Source organism: Candidatus Aminicenantes bacterium (assembly GCA_011049425.1).
Lineage (GTDB): Bacteria > Acidobacteriota > Aminicenantia > UBA2199 > UBA2199 > UBA876.
Genome location: DSBM01000141.1, coordinates 26,681 through 49,084, shown reverse-complemented (window position 1 = coordinate 49,084; position 22,404 = coordinate 26,681). Strand labels below are relative to the sequence as shown.

General features: G+C 54.0%; 19 protein-coding genes and 1 pseudogene. 9 read left to right on the top strand and 11 right to left on the bottom strand.

The genetic code is table 11. The features are described 5' to 3' along the window. The first annotated feature begins 148 nt into the window (after nt 1-148). Both ENN40_09760 and ENN40_09755 read left to right on the top strand, forming a co-directional pair. Nucleotides 149-1,951 carry a hypothetical protein gene (locus ENN40_09760; GenBank protein HDP95630.1) on the top strand — a complete coding sequence of 601 codons (1,803 nt, stop codon included), beginning with the start codon at nt 149-151 and terminating at the stop codon, nt 1,949-1,951. Between the two features lie 38 nt (nt 1,952-1,989). Beyond that, a complete protein-coding gene (locus ENN40_09755; protein ID HDP95629.1) occupies nt 1,990-2,877 on the top strand; it encodes a hypothetical protein in 888 nt (295 codons plus the stop codon). Nucleotides 2,878-2,890: 13 nt separating this feature from the next. Here the strand turns inward: ENN40_09755 and ENN40_09750 are convergent, their stop codons facing one another. After that, nucleotides 2,891-3,712, bottom strand: coding sequence for a BON domain-containing protein (locus tag ENN40_09750; GenBank protein HDP95628.1), 822 nt, complete (start codon nt 3,710-3,712; stop codon nt 2,891-2,893). Between the two features lie 133 nt (nt 3,713-3,845). On the opposite strand from ENN40_09750, the gene ENN40_09745 reads away from it, so the two are divergent. Both ENN40_09745 and ENN40_09740 read left to right on the top strand, forming a co-directional pair. After that, complete coding sequence (locus ENN40_09745) at nt 3,846-4,199, top strand: PilZ domain-containing protein (protein HDP95627.1); 354 nt, start codon at nt 3,846-3,848, stop codon at nt 4,197-4,199. Then, the gene (locus tag ENN40_09740; protein ID HDP95626.1) at nt 4,196-4,903 is read left to right on the top strand and encodes an NAD-dependent deacylase; all 708 of its coding nucleotides are present in this window, start codon (nt 4,196-4,198) and stop codon (nt 4,901-4,903) included. The genes ENN40_09745 and ENN40_09740 overlap by 4 nt, the downstream gene beginning before the upstream one ends. 35 nt (nt 4,904-4,938) lie before the next feature. On the opposite strand, the gene ENN40_09735 is transcribed toward ENN40_09740, so the two are convergent. Beyond that, nucleotides 4,939-6,156 carry a hypothetical protein gene (locus ENN40_09735; GenBank protein ID HDP95625.1) on the bottom strand — a complete coding sequence of 406 codons (1,218 nt, stop codon included), beginning with the start codon at nt 6,154-6,156 and terminating at the stop codon, nt 4,939-4,941. Then, nucleotides 6,153-6,872, bottom strand: a complete 720-nt coding sequence (locus tag ENN40_09730) for a MerR family transcriptional regulator (protein ID HDP95624.1) — start codon at nt 6,870-6,872, stop codon at nt 6,153-6,155. The genes ENN40_09735 and ENN40_09730 overlap by 4 nt, the downstream gene beginning before the upstream one ends. A 182-nt stretch (nt 6,873-7,054) precedes the next feature. Between ENN40_09730 and ENN40_09725 the strand changes: the two genes are divergently transcribed. Then, complete coding sequence (locus tag ENN40_09725; protein HDP95623.1) at nt 7,055-9,520, top strand: leucine--tRNA ligase; 2,466 nt, start codon at nt 7,055-7,057, stop codon at nt 9,518-9,520. On the opposite strand, the gene ENN40_09720 is transcribed toward ENN40_09725, so the two are convergent. Next, a complete protein-coding gene (locus tag ENN40_09720; GenBank protein HDP95622.1) occupies nt 9,510-10,457 on the bottom strand; it encodes a hypothetical protein in 948 nt (315 codons plus the stop codon). The two genes, ENN40_09725 and ENN40_09720, sit on opposite strands and share 11 nt — an antisense overlap. A gap of 149 nt (nt 10,458-10,606) precedes the next feature. Between ENN40_09720 and ENN40_09715 the strand changes: the two genes are divergently transcribed. Then, a complete protein-coding gene (locus tag ENN40_09715; protein HDP95621.1) occupies nt 10,607-10,978 on the top strand; it encodes a hypothetical protein in 372 nt (123 codons plus the stop codon). Between the two features lie 28 nt (nt 10,979-11,006). On the opposite strand, the gene ENN40_09710 is transcribed toward ENN40_09715, so the two are convergent. From ENN40_09710 to ENN40_09700, 3 genes are all read right to left on the bottom strand, one after another. After that, the gene (locus ENN40_09710; GenBank protein HDP95620.1) at nt 11,007-11,744 is read right to left on the bottom strand and encodes a peptidylprolyl isomerase; all 738 of its coding nucleotides are present in this window, start codon (nt 11,742-11,744) and stop codon (nt 11,007-11,009) included. A 1,006-nt stretch (nt 11,745-12,750) separates the two neighbouring features. Further along, nucleotides 12,751-13,308, bottom strand: a complete 558-nt coding sequence (locus tag ENN40_09705) for an HD domain-containing protein (protein HDP95619.1) — start codon at nt 13,306-13,308, stop codon at nt 12,751-12,753. Nucleotides 13,309-13,425: 117 nt separating this feature from the next. Further along, on the bottom strand, nt 13,426-14,370 hold the full coding sequence (locus ENN40_09700) for a PDZ domain-containing protein (GenBank protein ID HDP95618.1): 945 nt from the start codon (nt 14,368-14,370) through the stop codon (nt 13,426-13,428). Between the two features lie 125 nt (nt 14,371-14,495). On the opposite strand from ENN40_09700, the gene ENN40_09695 reads away from it, so the two are divergent. Further along, nucleotides 14,496-14,921 carry an aminoacyl-tRNA hydrolase gene (locus ENN40_09695; protein ID HDP95617.1) on the top strand — a complete coding sequence of 142 codons (426 nt, stop codon included), beginning with the start codon at nt 14,496-14,498 and terminating at the stop codon, nt 14,919-14,921. A 16-nt stretch (nt 14,922-14,937) separates the two neighbouring features. On the opposite strand, the gene ENN40_09690 is transcribed toward ENN40_09695, so the two are convergent. The 3 genes and pseudogenes from ENN40_09690 to ENN40_09680 form a co-directional block, all read right to left on the bottom strand. After that, entirely contained in the window at nt 14,938-16,005 is a 1,068-nt protein-coding gene (locus tag ENN40_09690) for a mechanosensitive ion channel (GenBank protein HDP95616.1), read from the bottom strand. 251 nt (nt 16,006-16,256) lie between these two features. Continuing rightward, a pseudogene (locus ENN40_09685) lies at nt 16,257-16,916 on the bottom strand (single-stranded DNA-binding protein). Nucleotides 16,917-16,939: 23 nt separating this feature from the next. After that, on the bottom strand, nt 16,940-17,869 hold the full coding sequence (locus tag ENN40_09680; protein ID HDP95615.1) for a hypothetical protein: 930 nt from the start codon (nt 17,867-17,869) through the stop codon (nt 16,940-16,942). Between the two features lie 410 nt (nt 17,870-18,279). On the opposite strand from ENN40_09680, the gene ENN40_09675 reads away from it, so the two are divergent. Next, nucleotides 18,280-20,289 (top strand): diguanylate cyclase, encoded by a 2,010-nt coding sequence (locus tag ENN40_09675; protein HDP95614.1) that lies wholly within the window; start codon nt 18,280-18,282, stop codon nt 20,287-20,289. Nucleotides 20,290-20,341: 52 nt separating this feature from the next. Here the strand turns inward: ENN40_09675 and ENN40_09670 are convergent, their stop codons facing one another. Next, nucleotides 20,342-21,220, bottom strand: coding sequence for an EamA family transporter (locus ENN40_09670; protein ID HDP95613.1), 879 nt, complete (start codon nt 21,218-21,220; stop codon nt 20,342-20,344). Between the two features lie 93 nt (nt 21,221-21,313). On the opposite strand from ENN40_09670, the gene ENN40_09665 reads away from it, so the two are divergent. Beyond that, nucleotides 21,314-22,312: a hypothetical protein gene (locus tag ENN40_09665; GenBank protein ID HDP95612.1), complete on the top strand. Its 999-nt coding sequence runs from the start codon at nt 21,314-21,316 to the stop codon at nt 22,310-22,312. The last annotated feature ends 92 nt before the right edge of the window (nt 22,313-22,404 follow it).

The following is a 22,404-nucleotide window of genomic DNA, read 5'->3' as shown; positions in this document are numbered from 1 at the left end:
GCAACGGCATTCCGGCGCTTGACTTTACCTTTTCGGCTGGCCTACAATGCCCTTAAGATGGACCGGAGATCGGGAGAGATGAACGTGACGGCGCGGCGTGATTCCGGGCGTTACCCCGGATGATATTCCCGTGGCAGAGGAGAAACTCATGAACAGTCCTTTTCAGGAAAAGCAAAACCTCATTGCCCAATGGGCATTCGACACCCGTCCCATCCTGGGGCGTTTTCATTTGTGGCTCGAAGATGTCGAGGTGCGCTGGACCCGGGGTGAACCTGTTCAGGAATTTACTTCTGAAATCTCGTTTCTAAACGGGCAAATGGAGCGTTTACTTGCCATGACCGGTGCGGTAACCGCATTGGGAACTCAGTTGTTCGGCCGTTTTGGCGCGGGTGCCGGCTTAGACAAAACAGGCTTAAACGAGGTCAAGAAAGATGCGGACGCAATTTCCGCCTACGCCATGAGCGAAAGCCTCTGGTACCTGTCCAGGCAATTGCCTGAGAACCACGCCATCATGGTGTGCATGGGAGAAGGACTCATGCCCAAAGCCGGGGAAACCCCGGAAATGGGTTCCAACCCCCTGCTGGGTTTCGGTCGTGTCTATGCCCGCCCCGAGGTGGCCCACTGGCTGGATCGGCGTATTCAGCGACTGTTGAACGAACCCGGCTACGAATGGGACCGGTTTTACAAAGACCTGAAGGATTCGGGCATCACGGTTTGGGGCGCGGCCATCGATACCCTGGAGAACACGTCCCGTTTCGCCAAAGGCAAAGAAACCGGGCCCATGACCGTGCTGCACCTGTTTGATCAACCCCTGCACATCTCACGTCCCTATGAAGGTTACATGGGCAACCTGTTTTTGCCGGGCGAAGTGGTGGAATATGCTTGCCGCCGGTCTCTGCTCATCAATTTCCGCACCCCCCGTAAACTGGTATTGGAAGCCATCGAAGCCACTTACCCGGGTATTCAGCGCCGCAACATCCATGTCTGGACCCTGCGCGGCAGCAGCCGGCAGGGCCGCATCGGAACCTTATGGAGTCAATGGCTGGAAATGGGCGTTCACCTGGTGGATGATGACTGGGTTTTGCCTTCGGGGTTGAATGCCTTTACCGAATCCGGAACATACGCACCCACCTTTCGTGTGGGAACCTGGATAGACAGCGCCGGCGATTTGCATCTTTTTATCGTAGACGGTTACGCGGCATCCGCGGAGGCCATGCAGGCGGCCAGCCTCGCCCCCATCATGGGGCTATCTGCATCGTTATGCGTGTTTACCTCCAATTTCAAGCTCTCTTTTGAAAAAGAGCAGGACATCATGCTGCTGAATCCGGATAGCGCGGATTTCAATGAAAAGTTAAAAGCCGTGATGGGCAAACCATTAGGCGATGGCGATGCAATGACTTATGCGGCCATGATCCGGGAAGGCAGGCAAGCGGGCATTCCCCTAAAAATCAACTGTATTGAAGCCAATGACTTCTTTCCGGAAAAGCAATGGGAAGTACTTGCGGTATGCGGCTACATGCGGCCCGACCCCTATTCCGGAGTAAAAGGCGTTGAAGCGGTGGCCGACGGAGTATACCGGGTATGTGTGCGTCTTTCTTGCAAACGCGGCGACAAAGACATCACTTTCACCCTGCGGTTGATGGAAAGCATGGAACAGAGCCGCCTGGTGTTTAACCCCCTGCTGAACCGTTTCCTGGCCGGAGAAGACTATGAGAGCCGGCCGGTCAAGATATCAGATTCCGGACGCATCCGCAATGAACTGCAAACATTGTGCTCCGAAGCATTGGAGTTTATCGGCGAAGACAGGATCCGCGTCCATTTCGAACGCATTGCTCCGGAAGTGATCTCTCTGGAGAAACAGCGCAAACTGAAACAAATCCTCGTGTGGTACAAATCTCATCACCCCATATGGTTCAACTGGCTGGACATTATTGCGTCTTCAAGCCAGTGACCCGGTCAAACGCAAAAGACCGGAAAAGGAGAAGAAAAATGAAAGCATCCATTGCCATAACTTGCCTGGGCTTGTTGCTGATTACCGGGTCTTTGGTCTCCAGCGCCGCCCCCCTGCCTGAAAAAGATGACAGCCTCAATCCGAGGCGCAACCTGATCATCTGTTACGAAATCAAAAACTATGACTCAAGGATCCGCAGCACGGTAAACACCATCTTTTATGACCTGATCCGTCCGGGAGATAATCTTATTGTATACTCCCCCGCCCGGGTATACGGCTTCTCCGAGCAGACGCTGTCGCGTCCCAAGGCGGAACTCTCACAATGGTTGCAGGATAAGTTGAAGACGGACAGCAATATGGCCGCCACCGGCCACCGCCAGGCCTTTAACGAATTGAAAGGGCTTTTAGAGGAGATGCTCTTCGAAGCCAAGGGGAGCGATACCAAGAGCCTGCTGAACCAGTATCGCCAGGGACTGGCCAACCTGCAATCCCAACGCCGCATCAATCAGCCCCTGCTATTGCAGTTCGCCGACATGTTCCGCAAGACGCCGGGAGAAAACCACGTGGTGGTGTTTTTCCAGAAAGAGTTTCGTCCCATTCCCGATTCCACCATGATGGACGGTTTTATGCAGAATGTGGACCTGGCCTTTATTGCCCGCGAGATATTTCTGGAACCCACTCAGCATGAAAACCCAAAGAAATTAGAGGCGGTGATTGACGCCTTCCGGGATGCAGGCGTCACACTGAATTTCGCTTACCTGCAAACCGGAAGTGAGCGCGTGCCGCGCCGCATGGAGCTGCATGAACACTCCACCGACATGTACCAGTTCTTTTCCCGGCTGGCAAGAGAAACAGGCGGAATCATACTGACCACGGCCAAAGCCCAGGAAATGATGAAGGCTTTGCAGAAAAGGCTGAAAAACTAAATAAATTCGCCACTTAACCCATGGAAAAAGTCATGGGTACGAACTGGATGTGGTTGTCAACTTGTTGAACTCCCTTTACTTCCGCAGCCGCGCGGGTGGCGCGGTCAATATCCGCGCGAATGACCGTTGACCCCCTCAGGCTCACACGACCGTTGCGGGCTTCCGCTTCCAGAAACTGAATGGGAATATGGGCATGATACAAAATGGCGGTCGCTGCCCGGTGCCCCAAGCTCAAGTCGCGGATCAACTCCTGTTGCCGTTGGGCCTGTTCCCGGAAAGGGGGAGAATCCACCAGACTGCCGATCATGGCCACCGCGGTTTCCGCTTCCACTTCCCGGGTGTTGATCACCAGATCGTGCAGATCCGGTGAATCCCAGTCCACATTAAAAAAGAATCGGTGGAATCCGGAGCGCTCACGGTCACTCTGGCGGAGCATGGCCATGGCCTGGTTTTCTTCTACGCCGTAACGCTTCATCAGGCGATCACGGCGTACCGTGATCGGTGCGGTTACTTGTACCTTGATTACACCGGGGATCCCCGCCAGGATGATCTGTCCCCCGCGGCCCAGTATCAAGGCGTTCCCGGTACCGGCAAACTCGAATATGGCGGTTTTCAGAAAATGCAGGTAGCGGTCTTTTTGCGAGGAAAAATTGTCCCAGAATGAGGGGCGCTTTTCATCATAGCGCTCCAGGTTTTCCAATGCCTCACCGTAGTCGGAAAAAATGCCTTCCAGGGAAGATTTGTCCAGGCGGGGCAAATCCATCCGTTGCTGCAGGATTTCCGCCATTTGCGTTCCCAAGCTGCCCAGGCTGCGTGAAAGTGTCACAACGGCCATCTTGCCTCCTTCCGGGAAGATCTGAAAAAACTCCCCTGCATCTCTTAATAACAATATAAAGTACTTCAGACACTGTTTCAACTGGCGCCGCCATATTGGCGAGAGGTTTGAATTTTTTCTTTATTTGCTTAGAATGCATTTGGAAGAGTTGCTTCATGGAGAACAAATGAATCCCCGCAAGGAAAAACGCCTGTATGGCCTGAAGAACGTTGTGGTTGTCATGGATGGGGTTGAATATCCCGCCGTGGTCGTAGACATCTCCCCCCGGGGAATCTGTCTGCGTTGCGAAAAAACCCTGCCCACATACCGGGAGGTAATGGTGCGCCTGGATATCGACGGCAAGCCGGTAACCCTGAAAGCTTCTGTTCGCTGGGTGCATGACCCGATCCAATTAAAGGGCGCCCATTTGAGAGAAACCGGATTGGCCGTGATCGATCCGCCTCAGCTTTACCAGAAATACCTTGAACGCATCTTGGAAAGCAAATGAGCCTTACTTCCTGGCGCAAAGCCCGGGCAATCGTGGTGTTTACCGGCGCCGGCATGTCGGCTGAGAGCGGTGTACCCACCTATCGCGGCAGTGGCGGCATTTGGAACCAGTATCGCTGGCAGGAGTACGCTTGCCAGGAAGCGTTTGAAAACAAGCCCGAAGCAGTACTGGATTTTCATGAGAAACGTCGCAAAGCCGTGCTGGATTGTATTCCCCATGCCGGACACAAAGCCCTGGCTGATCTGGAAACCATCCATCCCCGGGTGACGTTGATTACCCAGAACATCGACGGCATGCACCAGCGCGCGGGCAGCCGCAATGTATTGGAGATACACGGCAGCTTGTGGCGGATGCGTTGCCCACAACACGGCGTTCAAAAAGACCTTGAACAGGCGGAATTCGCCCATCGCCAATGTCCCTCTTGCCTTGCATGGATGCGCCCGGACATCACCTGGTTTGGTGATACCATGGATACGGGACTGATGGAAACGGCCGCAGGCGCGGTAAAACGGTGTGACTTGTTTGTTTCCGTGGGCACTTCGGGAGTGGTCTGGCCCGCGGCGGGATTTCCGCAACTTGCCCGGGAATCCGGTGCCGTCATGGTGGAGATCAATCCGGAAAGCACGCCCATGTCCCATCTATACCAACACCACTTGAGGGAAAGGGCCTCTTTTGCGTTGGTATCTTTGTTTGCACGCGATTAACGATTCAAACAGGGAATGGGCGGCATCATTCAGTATCAGTGGGAAAGGAACCGGGATGCGCCCGCCATTGTGCGGTCCATCATTCGAGTCACTTGCCCGGAGTGGGATGATTGTAATGGAAATGGGTTTTCATGGGTGTATGGATAAGGAAAATCGGTTTGGCGGATACGGATGGGGATCTTGCGATGACGTCCTTGAAGGGTATAGATCACTTCAAGGGGAGGTATGACAAGATCCCGCTTCAGTACCAGCGCGCGGATGCGGCTTCGCAGTTGATGCAGGCGTAGATCTCTGAACTCGGCCATTTGGTTTAAATCCAACAGTGAACGAAAAAACATCCCCTCGGGATGCATCGAGGAGATGAAGTGGGCCAGACGGGGGTTGGTTCGAATTTCCGTTTCCAGGTACTCGACATACATTGCGTACAACGCGATAGTGGCCTCGCTGTCCATTATGTAGCGTGAGGTGGGGTTCGTGCGGTTCAGGACGCAGCCGCCGCAGAAACAAAACAGGCGGGACGTGGAATAGATATTCCCCGGATTGGTCATGATGGCGATCAAGGCAAGGAACGCGCCGATTGAATAAGCGAAGAGATCGATGCGTGGATTGGGAAGGATCCCGGGATGAAGCCCGGCGCGGATGCGGCGGCAAAGGTCGAATAGGTCGTATAGCGATTGCAGCCCCGACCAGGCGAAACGTCTGGGATCGGCCTCCAGGCGCTCACTGATTGCCGCATTGGCCAGTGAATGGGCATGGATGGCGGGGTGGCGTGCGGCTCGCTCTCGGCTGAGAACCTGCATGGAACGCGGTTCTATCCACTCTGCGGGGGCGCGATCCATGTGAAATGCCAGAGGAAACAAAATCACCGGCTTTCCGGTTCCACGATGGAGGCGAAGCGCCCAGGGCAGGTATTTCTGCCAACTTTTTTCGTTCAGACCATGAAACAGCAGGATTACTCCTCTGGCGGGCTTGGCAGGAATCGGGCGGCTTGTCACCATGAAATACGCAAACGACAGGTTCTCGGGAATCAAGGCGTCCGCAAGTTGGTTGGTTTCGTGATGAAAACGTGAAGCCGATACCGGAAATTCATAACCATGAATCGGACAGCAAGGCTTACCCCCATGCTGTAGATAACCGTTTTTTGATTCCATCTTGAAGCGGCGGACCCTGATATCCAGTTCCGGTATTTCGATTTCGTTTTTGCAATGCCTGAGCGCTGCGAACATCAGGTGGGATTCTCTTGCCGGGTTCAATGGCTTTCTCCTTTTGCGGCTTTTTTGCGTTTGTGATTGCGACGCTGCAAGGTTGTGATCTCCCGGCTTTTTTTACCCAAAAGCCCTTCCCAACGGCGTATACCCGTTTTCAACATGGCCATGCGTTCGTCCAGGTTGGAAATCTCCCGCAGCATGGCGCTGAGGTGCTCATTTACCGACTCCCATGGAAGTGCATCCAATGATGCCTGGAGTGTCATGAACATGCGGAACATATCGGAAACATTTTTGATTTCATCCAGGCTGTACCCGAACAGCTGCAGGTCGCGGACCAACTGGCACAGATAAACAAAAGATTCGGAGTAGAGCCTGAAGCCCCCCTCGCTGCGCATATCCGGTTCAATAATGCCTTTTTCCTCCCAGTGTTTGATGGTGCGGGGACTCACACCGACGCGATCGGCCAGAGCGCCCACGGTTAAAGGCTGGTGGTTTTTGATTGAATCGGGTTTGGGGTTTTCTCCAGGAATACCGACTTTGCGGACAATGCGCCGGATCTCGGCCTGGTTGTACCCCATAGTCGCCAAACGACTGATTTTTCGTGCACGTTCCACCTGCAACATTGAAAAAACCGCTTGGCCGTCTTCGGATTGGCCAATGGGATGCAGGAGTCCGCTTTCCATCCACTCCCGGACCCGGGTTTCTTCTACACCGATCATACCGATCAACTCGTCAATGAAAATTACATTTTTGGGTGTCATTTCATACCTCTACGTGAACGTATAGTTATCGTAACGTGCACGTACAGAGAATTAGCACAGCTGTTTTGCATTGTCAACCACAATTTTTTGTCACAGGCTTTTGGAGCGCTGCCTTTGTATGCTATAATTTAATTTCCCGCCCGCCTTGCCGGGTTCAGCGCGGGCGCGCAGGAGTTATGCAGATGATTCAAACGGACTTTCTCCCCGCCAGGTATGAAGAAAAGTGGCAACGCATCTGGACGGAAAAAAATCTTCATCGCTGCGACACGTCCAAGTCTGAACACAAGTATTTCTGTATGGACATGTTCCCGTACGCCAGCGGCAGCGGCCTGCATGTCGGACACCCACGCGGCTATGTACTGAGCGATGTGTGGAGTCGATACATGTCCATTCGCGGCTACAATGTGTTGCATCCCATGGGTTGGGATGCATTTGGGCTCCCCGCGGAAAACGACGCCATTAAGAAAAAAATCAACCCCCGCGTCAGCGTAAAAAGCAACATCAAAAAATTCAAGCAACAACTCCAGCGCTTCGGGTGCATGTACGATTGGGAACGGGAGATCAACACTTCGGATCCCGGGTATTACCGTTGGACACAGTGGATTTTTGTAAAAATGTTCAAGGCCGGCCTCGCCTATCGCCAGATGGTACCCATTAACTGGTGTGACAGCTGCAAAACCGGTCTTGCCAATGAAGAAGTGATCAATGGCGGTTGTGAACGATGCGGCAGTCCGGTTGTCCAGAGAGATCTCATGCAATGGATGTTGCGCATTACCCGCTATGCAGATCGGCTGCTTAAGGATCTGGATGACCTGGATTGGCCGGAACGGGTTAAAATCCTGCAACGCAACTGGATCGGCCGCAGTGACGGCACCGAAGTGGTGTTTCGCATTCATGAGGCGGAATCCAAAGATGCTCACGATGTACGCGTTTTTACCACTCGAGCGGATACATTGTTCGGCGCCACCTACATGGTTCTGGCCCCCGAGCATCCACTGGTGATGCGCATTGCTTCAGAAGCGCAGAAAACCGGGATAAGAGAATATCTTGAACAGGCCCGGCGTAAGTCGGAATTGCAGCGCAGCGCCCTGGATAAGGAAAAAACCGGGGTTTTTACCGGCGCGTATGCGCTCAACCCGGTCAACGGAAGAGAAATTCCGGTATGGATTTCAGATTACGTGCTCATGTCGTACGGTACCGGCGCCATCATGGCGGTCCCTGCTCACGACCAGAGGGATTTTGAATTCGCGACCCGCTTCAACCTGCCCATCCGCGAAGTGATTTCATCTCCTGACACGGTAAAAAACCAAGACGATTCACTGGCGGTCGCATATGAAGGTGAGGGCGTCATGGTCAACAGCGGCAGGTTTGACGGCGTTTCCAGCCATAAAGGGCGTCGTCTCATTACGGATGAACTGACAAGCCGCGGGCTTGGAGAATCCAGGGTGAACTACAAACTGCGGGATTGGGTGTTTTCTCGGCAACGCTATTGGGGGGAACCCATTCCCATCATCATCTGTCCCCAATGCGGAGAGGTACCGGTTCCGGAAAAAGACCTTCCCGTACTCTTGCCCGACGTGGAGCACTATGAACCGACAGGCACCGGAGAATCCCCCCTGGCCGGCATTGATGACTGGGTCAATGTGGCCTGCCCGCATTGCGGCGGTCCAGCCAAGCGGGAAACCAATACCATGCCCCAATGGGCGGGTTCATGCTGGTATCATTTGCGCTACATCAGCCCCCACTACAACAAAGCCCTGGTCGATCCCGACCTGGAAGCCCGCTGGATGCCGGTTGATCAATACGTGGGTGGCATTGAACACGCCATTCTGCACTTGCTATACGCGCGTTTTTACCAGAAATTCCTCTTTGATATCGGTGAGGTTCAATGGGAAGAGCCCTATAAGCGCCTCTTCTGCATCGGCATGGTGACGCGACGCAGCGAAAAAACCGGGCGCATTGAAAAGATGTCCAAGTCCAAGGGCAATGTGGTCAGTCCCGATGAGATCATGGCTGAATTCGGTACGGATACCCTGCGCATGTATGAACTCTTTATCGGCCCGCCGGAACAGGACAGCGAATGGTCGGATCGGGGCATCATCGGAGTATACCGTTTCCTGAAACGCACCTGGGAACTGGTCACCGGCTGGATTGCTTCCGACCAGCGCCGCGAAACGGAGAGTGACGCCGTAGCCCGTCTGCGTCACCGCATGATTCACGACGTTACCGACCGCCTGGAGAGCTTCAAGTTCAATACCGCTGTTTCCGCTTTCATGGAGTTTACCAACGCCCTGTCTCTTCAACTCCGGGGGGTGGCCAGCGAAACCGTGCGCGATCTACTGGTATTATTGACTCCTTTTGCTCCCCATTTCGCGTGTGAGCTGTGGGAACAAGCGGGATTTCCAGGCCTGGTCCTGGACGCTTCCTGGCCGCAGCATGATCCGCGTTTCCTGCTTGATCAGGAAGTTGAGATCGGCGTGCAGGTAAAAGGCAAATTCCGCGGCAGCATCCGGGTGCCGAACAACGCCGATCAGGACACGGTAATGACTTACGCGTTGCGTGATGCAACCATCCACCGCCATGTGGGTGAAGGTCCTTTCCGCAAAGTGATCTTTATTCCCGGACGCATACTCAATATCATCCCCTGAACCCACGCCGAGGCATTGAGAGTGCCAGAAACGCCACCCCGATCAACGCGATAACCATCCCGGTTAATTTAAGTGGTGACGGAAAATGCCGGAACGCCAGCAAGTCCAGCACGGTGACCAGCCACGCGTTGGCTCCGGCAATAGCCGTCACCGGGCCCGCCCGCCCTACCGTCACACCGCGCTTCAGGGACCACATCCCGGCACCCAGAGACAGGCCCGCCACCAGGGCGGCCGGCAATAGGTAGATTGGTTTGAGTTGAAATATATTCGGACCCGTCACAGTGGCGACAACGATTCCAAAGGCCCCGCAGGCGCCCACGGCAAGCCAGATCGTGATCGCCGCGGACATGGAGGGCATACCCCGGTGACCCAATAGCTTGAGAACGGTGTTGGTAATACCAAAACAGGTCAGGGTGATTACACCATATCCCAGTCCACGCAAGGCGTTGCCGCCACCGGCTGAAAGCGCCATTACGGAAATGCCCGCCACCGTGACCAGGATTCCTCCCCATTGAGGCCAAAGCAACCGTTCCCTCAGCAAAAAGCGAACCAGCAGGGCCACCACAACCGCGTTTGCGGCGGTAACGGCCGTAATCGGTCCTTTGGATGCGGGGTCAGCCAGGAACCCGAGTTTCAGGGTCAGCATCCCCAGTGCCAGGCATACTCCGGCTGCCGCTGCCATCCAGAAATGTCCGGGGTTTGAAACGGCCTTCCGCCACAGGGATTTTCCCCTGGGTGACAGGAGGAAAGCCAACCCCAGCAGGCCTGTGCCCAACCACAGCACCACGGGTGCAACCAGAACAACCTGATCTGCAGCGGTGGCTTGCTCGGCAATCACGCCCAACAGGAAATTGGTGACTCCAAAGCAGGTAAAAGTAAAAAAAGCGTAGCCAAACCCCGAACGCTCAATAGTGGCGCCCGCCATATATGCGTTCATCGCTGATCTCTACCCGAACCAGTTATAGCATGAAAACCGACTTGTATATGCACACTCCTGCGCGAATCTGCAAATGGATAAGACTCATACGAAACAGGCGGGTAAAGGTTTTGCCTGGAACTCGCAACCCGCCTGTATATAATGGTGTCATGCCTCCCCCAAAAAGGCGAAAATCAATAGAGAATGGCAATGATCCCTTCCGGGGACTGGGAAAGTTACCTCCAGACATGCTGGAAGCAATGCTCTCGGACCGGATCGGTTGGTATGCGGTCCACGTCAACGCCAACGACGTGGCAACCAGCGGTGCGCGTCCCTGCTGGTTTCAAGCCTGCATCCTCTTACCGCAAAGCCGTGCCCGCCGTTCCGATGCCGACGCAATTTTTACTCAGATTCACGAGGCTTGTCTCTGCCTGGGCGTATCCATTGTGGGAGGTCACACGGAAGCAACCCATGGTCTGAATCATGCGGTGGTCGCGGGCAGCACGGTCGGTGAAGTTGAAACCGCATTTCTCTGGACTTAAACTGCCGGTCTCCTGGCATGACCTGGTATCACAGCAAATCGATCCGCTCCACGCGGTCATACTGACGGAGTTGGGACAACACATCCAGCCCCTTGTCCACCTGGGCGAAAACCGTGTAACGGTGATCCAGATGCGGGGCGGGTGCGTGGGTGATGAAATACTGGCTGCCTCCCGTATCTTTGCCCGAAAGAGCCATGCCCACGCGGCCCGCCCGGTCGTATTTCAATTCATTGTACTCGCAACGCAGGGTGTATCCGGGGCCGCCGGATCCGCTTCCACTGGGATCACCGTCCTGGGTGACGAAACCGGGCACGACCCGGTGAACCACGAGCCCGTCGAAAAACCCGCTTTTAACCAGGTTGATAAATGAGGCGCATGTCAGTGGCGCCTGTTCGCCAAAAAACCGGCATTCCATTGTTCCCTGCCCGGTATGGACGCGAAAGCCCCGGTATTTTTCAACCTCTTTTAAGGCAAGAGCATAGCGGTTCGGTGTACTTTCCCCAATCGGGGGCGTCAAAAAGCCGAAATCCGCCAGCACGGAGGCAAAATTGTCCCTGAGCCTGGCTTCAGCGGCCAGGGCGTTGCGGTCGATTCCACTTTTGCGGCCAAGCAGGTATTCCAACGCGTAAGCCGAATCATGCGTCTGGAAAAGTTGTTTGGCTTCCGCAACAGCCCGCTCTTCTCCAAAACACTTTTCCAGGTAACGGATGCGCGCACGATGGGAGAGTTTCTCTGCCAGAACCGCCTGGGCCGCTTCTTCCGGCATATGGGGCGCTGTGATTTCGGCGTAAACGCCTCCCTTTGCAAATAGGCTTTTCACGGTTTCCGCCGGAGTATGCGCTGCCGCCGCCAGGGTTTCCGCTTCCCAGGGATGCAGCGAATCGATATCTTGCGGTTGCCAATGGGGGTCGATGCGCAGCATGGCTCTCAAGGCTTCCCAACGCACCAGGGCGCTGGGATCGTTCAATAAAGAACGGACGGCATTACCTGATTGGGCTTTGCGCAGTGCAGCAATACGGACCTGCCATGACGGGTCGGCAAGGAAATCCTGCGCATGGAGGCAAACCGCGCACCCAATCTGCCGCTGCTGCCAGGGCATGCGCTGCAGTATCTCTTTGCTGAGAAATCCTTCAACCTTCATGCGCGACAAGGAGATTACGGTTTCTCTGGGAAATTTTTCGAAAAAGAGATTGAGAATTTCCTTGTTCACGCGGGACTTCATGCGCCACAGGTTTTTTGCAACCGTACGCTGGTAGGGTTTCAGCCCGAGTGCCGCCTGAAAAGCCGCATCCGTATCGAGGTACATCAGGGTCTCCGCAACAGCCTGAGAAGGTGGCAGTTCCAGGAGTGTGCCCAAAACTTTATCCCCGGGAAACTGCGTTTCCGGAAAACGCACGGCCACGGCCAATGCCCGGGCCACGTTTTCATGGTGTCCGAACTGTGCCGCCAGCAATTGCCAGGTTTGAAAACATGGAATTCGTCCCGAGGCGATGGCCAGCCGCTCCGCCAGAAAAGCGCGATCGAAGTTCAAGGAAGCGGCCATCTGCAGCAGGGCATGGCAATTTCGCGAATCTTCCGCCCGCAGGATTTCCAGTGTTCCCAGCGGAACCCCAGGCGTCTTTTCCACCATCGGCTTCTGATCCGGCGAGGTGGCGCACCCGGTCTGCACCACGATCAGGCACAAACCCAAACAAATGATTTTCATCTCGTTCCTCTCCGCGTAGTTTATTATACGAACTGCCCGGATACAAATCCAATCGCCGCAGCTGGAATCAACACGCCGACGGATGCCCGTTGAGGTCCCTGGCCATTGGGATAAGATCGTGGCTGACGTTTAATTCGAGAAGTGATGCGTTCAGCGGGGAGGAGGCTGAATGAAAGCGGAAACGGTCGAGTTTGTCGGCGTCAGCCAGAATCCGCGCCTCAATGGATGGATCGCGCAATGGATAACACCCGGACTTGCAATGGTAACGAATGCAATCCCGCAGTTTTTCCCGATCACACCCGATATCGTGCCGGCGGCAAAACTCCACTGCCATCTCCGCTGAACGGTAGGCATGCTCCGGATCGATGCCGTTGTTTCTTCTACCGCAATCATGTAACAGGGATGCAATCAGAAGCAGGGGCCGGTCCACGGGCACCGCATCCGGTGCTTCCTCGATCAAGGCAGCGATCAACTGGCTGAACAGCAATACCCGCCTGGCGTGGCCGGCACCGTGAATCCCCGGCTCCAGCCGGTTAAAAGGGTGATTGTTTTCGATAGTGACATACAAAGCGGACAAATCGATCTTTGAAGCCCGGAAAGGATTCAAATTCCGCTTCGAGTTCATGCGAAAAATTGATGGATAATCTGCGGAATGGGTTTATTCACAATCCAATTGTAGACCCCTCCCGGAAGGCGGTCAACCCTGCCGGGAGAGGTGGCACGCCAAAGCGACTACAGAGAATCAGATCGAGGCCCGCCGCCGTTTGTGTATGCGGCGCTCTTCCCAATCACGCTGCAGGCGGCGGGGCACACGGAGTTGCATGTGTTCATCTACATGCCGGGGCAGCCGGAAACGCAAGTTTCTCAATGCTTGCGGAAAGGGTGACAGACCTTCACCCGGCTCATCTTTGTCTTTTCGGAACAAGTGATAGCGTAATTCTTTGCCCCATTGCGCTTCGCCGATCGTAACCGTAAGGGTTTTGGTCTTTCCTCTCCTCATGACCTGCACCTGGACTTCTCTTCCACACTCCAATTCGTTGAGAATCCGGGTTACATCGGATGGGCGTCGCACGCGCTCGTTGTCCAATTGCCGGATCACATCCCCCGCCCGCAGGCCGCCCCTGGCCGCGGGACCATCTTTTTCCGTTTCCAGGGCCAGGACACCATCTTCAGGCGTAACCTGAAAATAAGACGCCAATTCGTCATTCATGGCGTGCAATCTGATTCCGAGCCAGGGCCGCGGCTGCATTTGAAATCCCTTGCGACCGCCCATCTCATGCCACGGCTTATCCTTTCCCAACGCCTTTCTTTCCTGTAGATGCACGGCGATCTTTTTCTCTTTGCCGTCACGGAAGAGAATCAGGGTTACCTTGTCACCCGGCTTGTGCTTTCTTACCAGAGAAATCAAGTCTCTTGGCATCAGGATATCCTGGTTGTTCAGGCTGAGGATTGCATCGTTCCTGCGGACCCCAGCTTTTTCCGCGGCAGACTCAGGCTCGACTGCCACGACTTTGATCCCATGGGTGATTCCCAGGCTTTTCTTTTCTGAGTGGTCAATGGATTGCACAACTACGCCCAGAAAAGCGGGTTCACCCTCCGCGGCTGCGGTTGGCATCGAGCCCGGCAACATCAAGATTACGGCAACCATGCATACGCCGGCCGTTCTAAAAAGAACTGAATTGCTCATAAAAACCTCCTGTTCCAAACGGAATCGCTTTTCATTTCCAATGACAACCGTAACGCGGACGGGGATTCACCAAAAGGCTTGAATTTTCTGCAGCCCGCTCAATTGTGATAGAATCAATTCTTCCCATGCGCATTAACCGCAGCATATCCATTAACGAACGCTGGCTGAATGAGCACTTCATCCGCGCATCCGGTCCCGGAGGTCAGAATGTCAACCGCGTGTCAACCGCGGTTCAATTGCGTTTCGACCTGAAATCCTGTACAGATTTGGCCTCGGAGGTTAAAGAACGGTTACATCGCATCGCGGGCGGGCGCACCTCGTCGCAAGGCATACTGCTTATTGATGCGCGGCGTTTTCGCACCCAGCAGGCCAACCGCAGGGATGCCCGCAGGCGCCTGCGGGAACTGATCCTGCAAGCCCTGGTTACTCCAAGGCACAGGCATCCGACTCGCCCATCCCTCTCCGCGGATCGCCGTCGCTTGCAAGAAAAGCGCAAGCGCAAAGAAATCAAGCAAAGCCGGCGACAGGTGAAGTCGTTGGACGGAGAGTAACGCCGCCACGCTGGTTTCAGTGATTATCGATTTCCATGCGCTTTTCTTTCAAGCGGTCTTCCAGGACATGCAGCCAATTATGCATGCGCTGAATGCGGGAATCCACGTCGGAGCGTTGTTCTTCATCCGCGGCTTTCTTGTCTTCTTCCAACGCATTGATGCGCTCCTTGAGTGCATCAATGCCTTCCACGAGGCTCTCCAGTTTGTGCGCGGCTTCGGCTTTGGCGAAAATCAACTGCTCCGGGTCGGTTTTCTCTTCACTCTTGTCCTTGATCCCCATCGGCTTTTTTGGAATAACGGGTGGAGAGGCCTCCAACCGGCGCTGGTTCATAAAAGTGGGGGAAACGATTTCCATGCCGGCTTCATGCAGTGAATCGAGCACGAAAGCGTGAAGTTTGGAACGCGAAGAAATCAGGGTTTTCACCTCTCTGAGCAGGCCGGATACCCGGTATGTAACCGCGAAGTTTCCCAATTCGGTAATGCGTACAAAGGCCTCCTCAAGCCCGGCTCGTTTCGCTGCTTCTATCAGGACGGGCTCGACATTGAGCCGGTGCAGGTCATAACCCAGCGACAGCGAACAGGAAACCAGGGTTCCCCGGGAATGCATGATGCGCGTGGGGCGAGAAGCGACCAATATGTTTGGCAGCATTACCAGTTGACTCTCTTCCGTCTGAATTTCCACATGGAAAACACCGCGCTCGGTCACACGGCCGAAATGTTCATCAACACAAATGAAATCCCCCGCGGAAAAGCCGCCCACTGTCCTGAGCATGAATCCGGCCAGCAGGTTTCCCAGGAAGGTCGTGGCCGACAAGGCCAGGGTCGCGCTGATCAAGATGCCCCAGAACCCCAGCAACTGGCCGCGAATCTCTCCGCTGACCGGCGCGGTTGCGATGATTCCGGTCACCACGGCAACGGTCATGAAAACCTTTGTCAGCTGGCGGGAAAACGCAGCCTGGCGCCCATATTTCTCTTCGCGACGCGAAAACCACGTTTTGAGCAGACGCCACAGCGATGCCGTCACCGCCAGCAGGACCAGCATGGGGATCAATGACTGCAACCATTCAATCCAGTGACCGTTCATCCGCACCTCCGTTACCCGTTTACAGACATTTGCGGCGATGAAACACCCAGATCATGGCCAACGCCACAACCGCCATGATGCCAAATATCGCGACATATCAGTAACTCCAACTCAACCCCGGCATATTCAGGGGCGATGCATCGGGATTGAAATCCATATCGTGTTCATGTCGAGTTATTCCGTTCCTGCTGTGTAATCGGCCATATCCCGTTTTCCTCAAGGGTGGCAATGACCCTGCCCTGCCAATCATGGTTGGCCGCCGGACTGGCCGGGCTGGGGTGCAAAATGCCGCTTACCCTGGTGCACAAGTGTTTCAGCGCGTTCTCGGCGCGTTGCTGCGCGAATCGTCCTACTCCCACCAGCCACTGGGGCCGGAGGATCTCGACCAGGCCAACCAGGTGGATATCACAAATGGGAAACAAAACGTCACGGTCCGCAGCGCCAAGGCGATCGGGGGTGAGGTTGCGGCCATGTTCGTCAAAGAACAACAACGGACAGTAATTGGCCACAAAGTGATCAGCAAAGAAATGCCGGGGGGTTTTGAATCGGCGTAAAAACAAGTCCCACAAACGTTGTCCGCTGACTTCAGAACGGCGGCATTCAAATCCCTGTACGGGCCTTTGGGGATGGACAACGCCGGGAACCGACACTCTACCCGAAATACCCAGCCACCGGCGCACCCGGGTCACTTCACCAAACGGAACTCCGGTTTGCCCCATTCCCCATGGTCCCGGATTCATACCCAGAAAGACGGTTCGCTTCGGCCCGCCGCCGTAAAGTCTCAGATATTGGCTATAGGGTTCCCAGGCATATTCCAGGGGATTGTAGACCACGGATACCGGGGCATGAAATTTCATTTTGGATACAGCCTCATTCAGTTCGCGGGAAATTTCCATAAGGGTTTTGGGCATTCCGGAGGATGTGGAGTCCGGGTTCATCGCGTCACCATTCCGGGTTTGCTCGTGCCTGATTCTTCTGCAATGCGCTCACAGATGAGTTCCGCCAGCTTTCGGGCTCCACTTGCGGACAAGTGACTGTTTCCACTCCCCCACCCCCCGTCGGCAAAATAATCCGCGCGTTCCATTTCGAACGCGCTCTGCTCGTGAAAATTCATACAGGTCACCTGACTGAAACGATCGCACAAATTGTGGATATCCTGATAAAATCGTTCTTTGCCCTGAAGCGTTTGATGGGTACCAATGTAATCCGGCAGGATCACCATGTAAACCCGCACACCATCTTCCTGCAACAAACTGAGCAAGCGGATCAGGTATTCGCCTTCAATGCCGGGAAAGGATGCATAGGGAATTCGCTGAAAACGCGCCGGACGGTGAACGCGCACATTGCTTTCCTGCTGACCGAGATAGGTGGATATGGCTTGTGTTTGAGAAACTGATCCCGAATGATTTGAGATCATGTCCTGAAAAAAACGCTCGATTTGTGGTTTTCCCTGCACCAACCAGGAAATTTCGTTGACAAAGCCCTGATCAGATTTTTGTGGCAGGGGAAAACGCTCGATCGCACCATCCAGGTTCAAGTCCTGCAAAAGCAGGTTCCATGAGTGAATACAGAAAATATGATAATCGACTCCGTAAATAACCAGATCGGGAGGTTTGGATAGGCGTCGAAAACGTGAGTAAAAATGATAATTGTATTTGGGGTACTTGCCTTTGAGACTGATTTGAAGGGGTTTTCGATTCAAAATATCATAAAAGTGGATCGGCAACAACCCTTTATAGCTGCGTGAGGAACCCATAATCAGCATATCGTAGTAATCGCGACGCAAATTTTTCAGCAGGGGATCCTGTTCGCTCTCATGCTGACGATACCAGTGAAACGCGGATTCGCGTACGCCCAGAAACATGAGCCGATCCAGCAACAGGAAGCATACCAGTCCGAATATGAGCCAGGCGGCAAATCTCAATAAAACGAGCTGTCTGGGATTTGTGCTTTTCGGATTCAATTGGTTCAAATGGTAACCGAGACTGAGAACAGAATCAAGTATATCCGTTTTTATATCCGTTTTTAAGTTCTCTTCCATTTTGTGTGGGTTGGGAAGTTCTTCTGATTTGAAAAAAGGGGAAGGCTGAAGGAGAATGCCCTCCGGGTGCTTATCCCCACAGACTCTCGCCTATCACCAATGTGTGCTAACACACACGAAACACAAGAGATCGGTGCTTTTGAACATTGCAATCAAACCTTTACAAGCCATTGCAAAGCCTTTGTGGCTGAGCTAAAATTGATTCAAGCATTGGGGCGCCGCGTGCAGTCGCTATGAGGAAAAAAAAAGGGGGTTCTTCCGGATGGAAAATCTCGGTGATATGCCTGCTGTTTTTTTTCTCTTTCCTCAACTCTGCAGAAACCGATTCCCCCGCTCCTGACGAAATCGCAGCCAAATTTGAACATGCTTTAGAGACCGCCACCGGGAAAGAACGTTTGGACATACTGCTGGAGTTGTCTGAATATCACGTTTCGCGTCATCCGCAAAAAGTGATTCTTTATGCCACCCGGGCATTGGAACTGGCGCGGGAGTTGGATAGTAAAGTGGCCATGGGTAGATCCCATATTCAACGCGCAGGGGGCTTTCTTCAATCGGGAAACCTGGACGGAGCAAGAGAAGATTACCGGGCGGGGTTGCGAATCGGCAGTGAATCAGAGCATCACGGACTCATGGGTGCCGCCCTGAACGGTGTGGCGGCCGTGGCTTTAAAGCGCGGCGATTCCACGAATGCTTTAGCCAATTTCCAACGCGCGATCCGCCATATCCGGCAAGCAGGAGACCGCCTGCGCTTGGCGGGGATTTTCAACAACATTTCCCTGATTCATTATCGTTCAGGTGAATTGCGCAAAGCCCTGGATTTCATGCTCAAAGCCCTGCGGATCTATGAAAAATTGGATCAGCAGCCCGGTGTCGGGATTGTATTAAACAGCATCGGCAATGTGTATAACCGGCTGAACAACCCTGACCAGGCCATGTCTCATTTTCAAAGTGCCCTAAAAATCGCGCTAGAGACAGACAACCTGCAATTGGCGGTTGTCTGCCGTGTCAACATCGGGGAAATTCACAAAGATCGCGGCCATTTCAGTGAGGCTATGGCAAAATTCGTTTCAGCGCATACGGATGCAAAAAAACTGGACAGCCTGGACTACATGGCGGTTTGTTTAAACAACATCGGCGATGTATTTCACCGCCGGGGATTGTGGCGAGATGCCTTAAACAGTTATCAGCAGTCACTGGAATTGTTTCAACGCATGAACGCCAAACCACGCATGGTTGCCTCTCACCTGAACATGGGCAATCTATACCTGGATCTAAACAGATTGGACCTGGCGGAAACCCACTTAAAACTTGCCGTGCGGCTGGCCGTTGATACGGAGTCACGCTCCATGCACAGGGATGCTGTATGGAGCCTGATCCGTTTATATGAAAACAAAAAAGACCTGGCCAAGGCATTAAAACACTATCGCGAATACACCACCCTTCAGACCCTTTTGTTTTCAAGGGAAAATTACGCCCAGTTGTTGGCCCTGCAGGCGGAATACGAATCAGAGCAGCGCCTCAGTGCCCAGAAGTCGGAAGAAAGCAGTATCCGAATCCGACAACTGGACCGCAAACGCCGTATTCTGGTTACACTCTTTCTTATCGCCGTCCTGGCGATGGGCATCATGATCCTGCTTTTTCTGTACCGGCGTCATCGTTTGCGTACACGCACGGAAATGGAATTGCGCGAAGCGTATGCCCGCATGGAACGCATCGCCCGTTTCGACAATGTTACGCGGCTCTACAACCGGCATAGCATCCTGGAACGCATTGACATCGAAATGGTGCGCATGGGACGTACATGGCGTCCTTTCTGCCTGATTATGCTTGACGTGGATGATTTCAAAAGTGTCAACGACACCTATGGGCATGAATGCGGTGACCGCATGCTGCGCCATCTGGCCGAGCTGGTCCGGAATCACTTGCGCCAGGCCGACGTGGCCGCGCGCTGGGGGGGCGATGAGATCTTGATCATGTTGCCGGAAACCGATATGGAGGGTGGAGCTGTTCTGGCGGGAAAATTGCGCTCGCTGGTGGAAGCGACCCCCATGGATTACCGGAACCGCAAAATCTCTTTAACCGTTACCATGGGCATCAATGTATACAACCGTCCCGGACCGGTGAACGAGTGCATCCGCGGAGCGGATCGAGCCATGTACGCCGGCAAAAAGATGGGCAAGAATACGGTGGTGCGCCTGGATGAAGTGTGTGACCCAGCGACTCCCACTGTTTCTAAAAACTGACCTGAATTCTTTCAGAGCCGCTTTTGGACCTTTTACACTCCAATCGGGAAGCTCAAGCCGTGATGACGAGAATGGAGCCGGCAAAGGCGAGCAAGGTGGCGATCAGGCGACGCGGAGTAAAGCGTTCGTTGAGAAAGGCTGCGGCCAGGATAACGATAAAGATGGTGGAGGTTTGGTTCAGGATGGCGGCGGAAGCCACGTCCGTGAACTTGAAAGCCGCCACCCACATGGTCATGGCGATCACGTTTCCCATCAACGCACCGGGAATGGCATGGCGCCAGCTTCGACGATCCAAAACTTCAGCCACAATCATGCGCCGTTTGCGATGAAGTGCCGTCTGGATCAAAAGAAAAATCAGGGCTGTAACCAGGCGCAACTCCGTTACCCAGAGGAAATCGGCACGGTCCAGGATTGGTTTCATCAGCACGATACTGAGGGCCATCAGGGCCATGGCGCCAGCGCCGGCCAAAACACCTGCCAAGAATCGGCGCCATCCCGGTCCAGGCACTCCCGGATGAATCGATGCCACCAGCACGGATACCACCACCAGGGCCGCGCCCGTGATTTTGGTGCTCCCGGGAGCATCACTGAGCATCCACCATGAAAAGAAAAGCACCATTGGGCTGTACAGGCAGTCCACGATAGCCGCCATTCCCGCTCCCAGCAGATTCAAACACACAAAAAACAGGGAGTCCGCCACGGTGATGCCGAGAAATCCGGTTAACGCCACGATACCCCAATCGCCCAGGCTGAGCCCGGATGGAAGCAGTGAAACGCCCCAAATCAACATCACGACCAGCAAAAACAGGGTTGTGATCGTGGTCTTGAACAGGTTAAGGGCTACGGGGCGCATCTGTTTTCCCGCATGGCTGAACAGAATCACCGCGATTGCCCATGACAATGCGCTGAGCAATGCGGTGGTTTTCCCCATTATATCCAGGTTATCCTCCACTTATACCGATCTATTCTAACATAAATCACCCGCATCAATGGGCATTTGACTGTATTCCAAAAGTCGCCTAGAATGGCGTTGTCTGTCCATGAGATCAACCGCAGCATGAATAACCCCAAACGCTTTTTTTGTGGATTGCTGATGGCAATGACGGTTTGTTTACCATCGGCTGAGCGCTACCGTTTCATTTACCGCTTGCAGGGGGCAGCCAAAGGGCACATCCTTTTCATCATCCCCTACCGTGCGTTCTACCGCTCCCAGGCTTCCGCTCTTTTCCAGGTGATGCCGTTGAAACCGGGCCATAGAGAATTTGTTCTCGAGACTGTCGACCAAACCGGAATCATGCTGCGCACAACCGGATTTTCCGGCCACACAATGGTGGTTTTGACGGCTGATAAAGAGTTGGAGCGGGGCATCCGCAACGGCCGGAATTTGTGGCAAAAATGGCGACAACATCTCTCTTACTATCCGCGGTTTGTGCGCCGGGTAAAAGATTTTCAGTTCCGCTTTCATGGCCCGGTAAGCGGTGGCATCCGCTTTCAGCGCACACCCGGCGGCATCCATGCCAACAGTCACTATTCAATGGATGTGCGCTTTCGCTACCATCCCGAGGAGTTACGGATCGATTTCAACCTCTATCGCATCATGGTTGAGATGATCGGGCTGTTCAACCATTCCTTCCACCCCCCTGATCAGGCTTTTGTTTTTCAATACGGAGCAGTCTTAGCGGGATTCTGGGTTTCGCCCGCCCTTGATTTCTCTCAACCCATCAACGCCATCGCCGCATTGGCTTCACGTTTTGTCAAGGGACTGAAGGATTTCAATCAGGAAAAGCCATTCCACCTGTTGTACCGTTTGGAGCCGTCTATTCCTGGAACCATTCAAATTTGCGGCACGGCTCACCCGGATGTTCCCATCTGGGGCCGCTTCCGCATTCAGCTTTTCATTCGCCGCGTGACAATGGATGCACATTCCGGGCGGCTGTTGCGGGATGAGTTGCAAACCCGGATCACCAAGGGGAACCGCGGAAGCATGACGGTTATGGCCCGGCTGGAAGCGCTCGAACCGTAAGAAAATGCAGGCATTATAACAGGCCCGCTTTGCATCTGTATTTATTTAGAATTTTTCTGAAATTCCACCGGCCCTTTACACACCGGCAGGGT

What these genes read in the sequence shown, in the direction of transcription:
- ENN40_09675 (HDP95614.1), top strand. Translation starts at nt 18,280, where the DNA reads ATGAGGAAAAAAAAAGGGGGTTCTTCCGGATGGAAAATCTCGGTGATA.
- ENN40_09750 (HDP95628.1), bottom strand. Translation starts at nt 3,712, where the DNA reads ATGGCCGTTGTGACACTTTCACGCAGCCTGGGCAGCTTGGGAACGCAA.
- ENN40_09720 (HDP95622.1), bottom strand. Translation starts at nt 10,457, where the DNA reads ATGAACGCATATATGGCGGGCGCCACTATTGAGCGTTCGGGGTTTGGC.
- ENN40_09690 (HDP95616.1), bottom strand. Translation starts at nt 16,005, where the DNA reads ATGAACGGTCACTGGATTGAATGGTTGCAGTCATTGATCCCCATGCTG.
- ENN40_09670 (HDP95613.1), bottom strand. Translation starts at nt 21,220, where the DNA reads ATGGGGAAAACCACCGCATTGCTCAGCGCATTGTCATGGGCAATCGCG.
- ENN40_09755 (HDP95629.1), top strand. Translation starts at nt 1,990, where the DNA reads ATGAAAGCATCCATTGCCATAACTTGCCTGGGCTTGTTGCTGATTACC.
- ENN40_09715 (HDP95621.1), top strand. Translation starts at nt 10,607, where the DNA reads ATGCCTCCCCCAAAAAGGCGAAAATCAATAGAGAATGGCAATGATCCC.
- ENN40_09745 (HDP95627.1), top strand. Translation starts at nt 3,846, where the DNA reads ATGCATTTGGAAGAGTTGCTTCATGGAGAACAAATGAATCCCCGCAAG.
- ENN40_09665 (HDP95612.1), top strand. Translation starts at nt 21,314, where the DNA reads ATGGCGTTGTCTGTCCATGAGATCAACCGCAGCATGAATAACCCCAAA.
- ENN40_09725 (HDP95623.1), top strand. Translation starts at nt 7,055, where the DNA reads ATGATTCAAACGGACTTTCTCCCCGCCAGGTATGAAGAAAAGTGGCAA.
- ENN40_09705 (HDP95619.1), bottom strand. Translation starts at nt 13,308, where the DNA reads ATGAACTCGAAGCGGAATTTGAATCCTTTCCGGGCTTCAAAGATCGAT.
- ENN40_09695 (HDP95617.1), top strand. Translation starts at nt 14,496, where the DNA reads ATGCGCATTAACCGCAGCATATCCATTAACGAACGCTGGCTGAATGAG.
- ENN40_09680 (HDP95615.1), bottom strand. Translation starts at nt 17,869, where the DNA reads ATGTTTCTGGGCGTACGCGAATCCGCGTTTCACTGGTATCGTCAGCAT.
- ENN40_09730 (HDP95624.1), bottom strand. Translation starts at nt 6,872, where the DNA reads ATGACACCCAAAAATGTAATTTTCATTGACGAGTTGATCGGTATGATC.
- ENN40_09700 (HDP95618.1), bottom strand. Translation starts at nt 14,370, where the DNA reads ATGAGCAATTCAGTTCTTTTTAGAACGGCCGGCGTATGCATGGTTGCC.
- ENN40_09760 (HDP95630.1), top strand. Translation starts at nt 149, where the DNA reads ATGAACAGTCCTTTTCAGGAAAAGCAAAACCTCATTGCCCAATGGGCA.
- ENN40_09740 (HDP95626.1), top strand. Translation starts at nt 4,196, where the DNA reads ATGAGCCTTACTTCCTGGCGCAAAGCCCGGGCAATCGTGGTGTTTACC.
- ENN40_09710 (HDP95620.1), bottom strand. Translation starts at nt 11,744, where the DNA reads ATGCCGGAAGAAGCGGCCCAGGCGGTTCTGGCAGAGAAACTCTCCCAT.